Raw genomic sequence first — 6,181 nt, 5'->3', positions numbered from 1 at the left:
GTGTGGCGGGCTGGGCGGGGCAGGTCTCAACCGTCTTGGGGGTCTACTGCGCGCGCCGTCCGATGCGCTCGTAGGTCGGCGATCCACGTCGCTTCAGCACCAAGGCGACAACCACACCGCCAAGAAGCGCGACGTACCCGACCGCGAGAAGAGCCGCCACGCCTACGGGAGGTGCGACCACAAGGAGATCCATATTTCTCGACGCCGTCCACAGCGCGAAGCCGATGCCCAGCGCCGCGAGGGCCGGTGCAATGAGTGTCTTCCACAGGGATGCGCCCGCGCTGTTGCGACGGAAGTAGACGATCACCGCCATGGAGGTGAGGAGCAGGAGCAGGAGCATCCCGTAGAAGGCCACGCCCGATGCGGCTCCGTAAATATCGAACTCTGAGGCACCCGAGACGATCAATGCAACCTGGATCACGAGAAGGCACCCGCCCACTGTGAAGGCCGCGGCATGCGGCGACCCGTGCTTGGGATGAACGGCGGACAGGCGGCGAGGCAGGATGCCGTCCACGCTGAGCGAATGTGTGTAACGGGACAGGATGTTCTGCAGCGACAGGGACGACGCGAGCATGCTGGTCACCAGGAGAACCGCGATCACCTGGTTCGCGAACGCGCCGAAGTAGGTCAGCAGGGCGTGCGGCATCATCTCGGCCGGATTCGCCGTCGCGCTCGCCACCGCTTTCGAAGTGCCGGCCGAGACGATCAGCGCGTACGACGAGATGGCGTAGAAGACGCCGAGGAAGATGATCGTGAGGTAGGTGGCGCGAGGGATCGTCTTGTCGGGATTGCGGACCTCATCGCGGTAGATCGCCGTGGCCTCGAACCCATTGAAGACGCCCACGCTGAACAGAAGCAGAATCCCGATCGACGGTGTGAACAGGTTCGATGGGTTCCAAGGCGTGAGGGAATGGCCCTCGGGCCCGCCATTGGCGAGGACCACGATATCGAAGATCACGACGGCGGATACCTCGATCACCAGCACCGTGGAGAGGACCTTGGCCGATAGCTCCACGTTGAAGTAGCTCAGGATCCAGACGGTTCCCAACATGATCAGCGCCCAGACCCACCATGGCACCGAGGATGCCCCGGCGAAGCTGATGATGAGGTTCTTGACTGCGATACCTGAGAAAACGAGCGCGGCGATGATGTTGAAGCCGTAGGTGGTAAGGGCAAGGAAAGACGCGCCCAGCCCCATAGGGCGCCCCAGCCCCTCGCCGATGTAGGTGTAGAACGCACCTGGGCGGGGGATGCGGCGGGTCATGCTGGTGAAGCCGAGGGCGAAAAGCGTCATCAGCACCAGGACGCCCACGAAGGCGATGGGCACCGCGACACCGAAGCTGATGTTGACCGATATGAAGCCGAAGACCACACCGAGGGGCGCGGTGAACGCGAGCACGGTGAAGAGCAGGCCGAACGTGCCCATGTTGCCCCTGAGGGCGAACGCCGTGGGTGCTGTCGTGTCGGCGGCGGGAGGCTCCGGAAGCACGGGAGGGTTCGATCGCATGAAGGTCTTCCTTGTCATCCGGCCAAGACGCAGCGGACCAACCCAGCGGTGAGAGCGCAGAGGCCCCGCCCGGAAGGGGCGGGCGCTGGGGACGAGGCCCTGAAGAGACCAGCGCATGTACAGGCGACCTAGCATGCTCACTTCGGTGAGGCGGGACTGTCTCAACTTGGGGCAGCGACGCCCGACCCTCGGCACCGCTGGGAGTCGGTGAGGCACACCGACCCATGTGTGCCGGCGCAAAGCCGTTCGAGTTCGGTCAGTGCGGGCTCTGCGCAGATCAGGAGCTGTTCGTCGATCCGCGGGTCGGTGACTTCGCTGAGTGAAGTCGATCCGGTAGGCACGCCGCGCGCCAGGTTGCGCTGCTACGACCGCGCAATCACGGGACGCAGCCGACTCAGATCGGTACTGGCGGGGTCCGCGAGGAAGCGCTCGAGTAGCGAGTACGGCTCGGCGCTTGTTGCCGCCCCCGCCCGCAACGGCTGGGCGAGGGGTCCTTCGGGTATTGCGGCCATGGGGCCTCCTCGAGCCGTCGCGGTGGACGTGCCATCGCGCATGTCGGCAGGTCAGAAAACGCTCGGCTCTACAGGAAGCTTACGCGCCTGCTGACGGGCGAACCGCTGCCAATACACCTTGCCAAGGGGATGCGTTGCGGTCGGGCCGCTCGCCTTCCAGCCCTGTAGCGTCTGAGGACCGGGCCACCAGCCAGTGGTCGCGTGCCCCGGCACATTCACATCGACGCACCCGGCCTCGATACCGTTCAAGAACACCCGAGCCACTTCAAAATCTCCGGTATGGATACCGGCTGTCAGGCCCATCGGGGTCTCGTTCGCCTTACCGAGCGCTTCATCGCACGATGAGACGCGACTGATCGGGAGGAACGACACGGTGGTCGACAACTCGTGATCTGCCGGAACCGACGACACGACCGCAGGCCGGACGAAATAACCGCCGCTGACCAGGCGCTCACAACCATGCACGTCGAACCCTGCGTCACGGGACGCGCCAACGACCTGCTCGCACCCTGAGACACCTCGGGAGACACCGCCCGCTCAGTGGCCGGTTCGACGAGCTGGTGCGCCCGAGGGGGGCACAAGCACGCGTGAGAGCACACTGTCGTATGCAGGCAGCTACGGTGGACAAAATGGTTGATCTGGTCGAGGTTCCTCGCGGTTGACAGGTAACCAGGATGAGCTCGGACAACATGAGAGCCAAAACGAAGCGCGCCGATCCCTTTGATGTGCCCACGGCAGCGACGGTAGTGCTGGACACCCTGGAAACGATCATTGGATGGAGTTCGGCGGCCGAGGAACTGTTCGGCTACCCGACCGCGGAGGCTCTGGGCAGGCCCGTGGGCGATCTTCTGGGCGACGCCGTGCGGAGGGCAGCGTTCCAGGAATCCGGAAGGCGATACGCCACCTGCCCCGCGCGTCATCGGGGTGGCCGCACTGTTCCAGTAGCCCTGGTATCCAGTCCGCTTGGGCATGCGGAGGGCGGTGCGGCCTGGCTGCTGTCAGCCGTGAGCGTGGCGCGTTACCAGCAGTGGGCGAGCGATCAGGCGATGTTGAACGGCCTGAGTGAGCAGTCACCCATCGAGATCACGATCTACGACACACAAGCCCGAGGAAAGTGGATCAACGCCGCTGTCGAGAAACGGTTCGGCTGGACTTTGGAGGATTGGATCGGACGGCGGGCCGCAGACCTGCTTCCGCAGGGCGCGGTCCTCTCCCAGAACGGAGAGCCGGCGCCGACGCTGGACAACGTCATCAAGCGTGTCCTGGACACAGGGAAACCACTCATCGATCTCCGCTACCACAGCCCCACCCGCCTTGATCCACATCACGATCACATCTGGTCCTGCTCGTATTTCCGGATGCAGGACGATGACGGCCGAACACTCGGCGTGTGCGAAACGGCCGTCGACATCACCGACCGTTACGTGGTGCGGCAACGCATGGCGCTGCTCAGCCGTGCTGGCGGAAGGCTCGGGCAGACCCTGGACATCGCACGGACGGCCGATGACCTGGCCGATCTTGCCGCTCCGGAATTTGCGGACGTGGTGCAGGTGGACCTCCTGGAAACCGTGCTCCGCGGCGAGGAACCCGGTGAGTGGACCAGCAGGATGTCAGCCCGCCCCGACCTGCGGCGGATGGCCGACCGCGGGGGCAGCCTCGCTGTAGCGGGAGCTGCGCCCCCGCATCCGATCGAATACCCGCCGGGTTCCCCACAGCTGCTCTGCCTTACCGAAGGGCATCCGGTCGCGAGAGACCGTGACCTGGCCGTTCCCCTGCTCGCCCGGGAAACGGTTCTGGGCCTGGTGACGTTCCAAAGGCTTCCGCCGAGGGACCCCTTCGATTCCGAGGAGATCAGCCTTGCTGAGGAACTGGTTTCCCGCACGGCGGTCTGCGTGGACAACGGGCGCCGCTACGCGCGGGAGCACGCGGCCGCACTGATGCTGCAACGCGATCTGCTCCCGCGCCACCTTCCGGAGCCCATGGCTGTGGACGTTGCCCACCGATATCTGCCAGCAGCCGGAGCAGTCGGAGTGGGTGGGGACTGGTATGACGTCATTCCGCTCTCTGGCGCACGGGTCGCCCTGGTCATCGGGGACGTTGCCGGCCACGGCATGCGAGCCGCAGCCACCATGGGGCGGATACGGACCACCGTGGCCGCACTTGCGGCGCTTGACCTGGCGCCGGAGGAGCTGCTCGCTCGGCTCGACGACCTGGTTGCGCGACCCCTGGGGGAAGAGGACGACCGGGCCATGGGTGTGACGTGCTTGTATGCCATCTACGATCCGGTCGCGCAGCATTGCCTCATGGCCCGCGCCGGCCACCTGCCGCCCGCGCTGGTGTCGCCCGAGGGCCACGCGGAAATAATCGACCTGCCCGCTGGACCTCCGCTCGGAGTGGGCGGCCTGCCGTTCGAGAGCGTCGGATTTCACCTTCCTGAGGGCAGCGTGCTGGCTTTGTTCACCGATGGCTTGGTGGAGTCCCGCGACCGGGACATTGACGTTGGCCTCAGGAAGCTTTGCGACGCTCTGTCCGTACCTGGCCGCGCGCTGGAGGAAACCTGCGACGGTGTTGTTGCTGATGCACTGCCAGGTTCCGCTGAGGACGACGCAGCCCTCCTCCTGGTTCGGGTCCATGCGCTGAGCGACGCCCAAGTAGCAAGCTGGGACCTGCCCGCCGAACCTGCAGAGGTCGCCCGGTGCCGTGATCTGGCGGTTCATAAGCTGGCTGATTGGGGCCACGATGAGGTGGCGTTCGTCGTTGAGCTGGTAGTGAGTGAGCTGGTCACCAACGCCATTCGGTACGGCGGCTCTCCCATACGGCTACGGCTCATCCGGGACCAGGACCTTGTCTGCGAGGTCTCGGACGGTGGTCATACCTCCCCCCACCTGCTGCGGGCGGGGATGGACGAAGAGGGCGGCCGCGGACTGTTTCTTGTCGCCCAGCTCACGGAGCGATGGGGCACCCGGTACACAGCATCCGGCAAGACGATCTGGGCGGAAGTGCCACTCAGCAGGAGTGCCTGACCTGTTCTCAGTTGCACAGTGAACAGGTACCCGTACGTGCTCGTGGGGTGTTGATACGCACAGGGAGCAGTCCTGGTTCAAATCCTTGCTGCTGCGCACGATGGTGGTTTTCTGCAGCTCCGGGAGAGGACCCAGAATGCTCCAATGGAGCCCGCCAGGACGAGATCGGCAAGTCAAGATCGCGACCTTCGGCATGGAACCCGGGCCACCGGGTCCGGCACGGCAGTACTGGCGCTGACCGCTGGAGACGGCGCGGCCGGCGCGGACGGGGATGATCCGGAAGATGCGCCGGACGCCGTTCTACTGAGCGGTGTATCCGCCGTCGATCAGAAGGTCGGTGCCGGTGACGTAGCTGGCTTCGTCACAGGCGAGGTAGAGGACGCCGTAGCTGACCTCTTCGGGACGCGCGCCCCGCCCCATCGGGGTGGCGGCGGCGAAAGCCTTGTTGGACTCCTCGCCCTCCTCGTCAGCCATGGGAGTCATCACCAGACCGGGGGACACCGAGTTCACGCGAATGTTGTCCTTGACGTACTCGAGGGCCGCAGCCCGGGTCATCATGCGCACGGCGCCCTTGGACGCCTGGTACGAGAAGGAGCCGGGCGCTCCGACCGAGCCGTTGATCGAACAGGTGTTGACGATGGCTCCGCCGCCGCCTCGGCGCATCGCCGGGACGACGTGCTTGATGCCCAGGAAGACTCCCTGCTGGTTGATCGCGGTGATCTTCGTCCAGGCATCGAGATCCTCCTCGTCGGCCGCCTTCATCGTGCCGACGATGCCTGCGTTGTTGACGAGGATGTCGACGCGACCCCAGCGGCTTTCGGCGTCCGCCACCGTGGCGAGCCAGTCGGCTTCGGAGGTGACGTCGGCGTGCCGGTAGTGCACGTCGTACCCGGCGTCACGCAGTTCCTCGGCCACCTTCTCACCGGCGTCGTCGAGGACGTCGGTCATGAGGACCTTGGCCCCCTCGGCGGCGAAGAGCCGGCTGTGCGCCTCGCCCTGGCCTCGGGCAGCACCCGTGACGATCGCGATCTTGCCTCGCACTCGATCCATCGTTTTCCTCGCATCTCTTCGCGGCCGGGGCCGCCCGGGAAGGCTCTCGGCAACATTACGGTCGCCTCAACAATCGCTTCTGTTCCACT

The 6,181-nt window shown here is 65.4% G+C and carries 4 protein-coding genes; 1 reads left to right on the top strand and 3 read right to left on the bottom strand.

The genetic code is table 11. From position 1 onward, the window contains the following. Positions 1 to 43 precede the first annotated feature (43 nt). The gene (locus tag AQJ67_RS05005; protein ID WP_159058712.1) at positions 44 to 1,507 is read right to left on the bottom strand and encodes an APC family permease; all 1,464 of its coding nucleotides are present in this window, start codon (positions 1,505 to 1,507) and stop codon (positions 44 to 46) included. A gap of 563 nt (positions 1,508 to 2,070) precedes the next feature. Beyond that, complete coding sequence (locus AQJ67_RS44725) at positions 2,071 to 2,484, bottom strand: aldehyde dehydrogenase family protein (protein WP_079055763.1); 414 nt, start codon at positions 2,482 to 2,484, stop codon at positions 2,071 to 2,073. 209 nt (positions 2,485 to 2,693) lie between these two features. Between AQJ67_RS44725 and AQJ67_RS05000 the strand changes: the two genes are divergently transcribed. Beyond that, positions 2,694 to 5,042 carry a SpoIIE family protein phosphatase gene (locus tag AQJ67_RS05000; protein WP_062716718.1) on the top strand — a complete coding sequence of 783 codons (2,349 nt, stop codon included), beginning with the start codon at positions 2,694 to 2,696 and terminating at the stop codon, positions 5,040 to 5,042. Positions 5,043 to 5,342: 300 nt separating this feature from the next. Here the strand turns inward: AQJ67_RS05000 and AQJ67_RS04995 are convergent, their stop codons facing one another. Continuing rightward, on the bottom strand, positions 5,343 to 6,092 hold the full coding sequence (locus AQJ67_RS04995) for an SDR family NAD(P)-dependent oxidoreductase (RefSeq protein ID WP_062716717.1): 750 nt from the start codon (positions 6,090 to 6,092) through the stop codon (positions 5,343 to 5,345). Positions 6,093 to 6,181 lie beyond the last annotated feature (89 nt).

Origin of the sequence: Streptomyces caeruleatus (assembly GCF_001514235.1) — a bacterium.
GTDB classification, from domain to species: Bacteria; Actinomycetota; Actinomycetes; order Streptomycetales; family Streptomycetaceae; genus Streptomyces; species Streptomyces caeruleatus.
The sequence above is the reverse complement of the archived record's forward strand: the minus strand, read 5'-3'. Positions and strand labels throughout refer to the sequence as shown.

Bases quoted from the DNA above. Each gene is read 5' to 3' on its own strand.
- AQJ67_RS05005 (WP_159058712.1), bottom strand. From the start codon at position 1,507: ATGCGATCGAACCCTCCCGTGCTTCCGGAGCCTCCCGCCGCCGACACG.
- AQJ67_RS05000 (WP_062716718.1), top strand. From the start codon at position 2,694: ATGAGCTCGGACAACATGAGAGCCAAAACGAAGCGCGCCGATCCCTTT.
- AQJ67_RS04995 (WP_062716717.1), bottom strand. From the start codon at position 6,092: ATGGATCGAGTGCGAGGCAAGATCGCGATCGTCACGGGTGCTGCCCGA.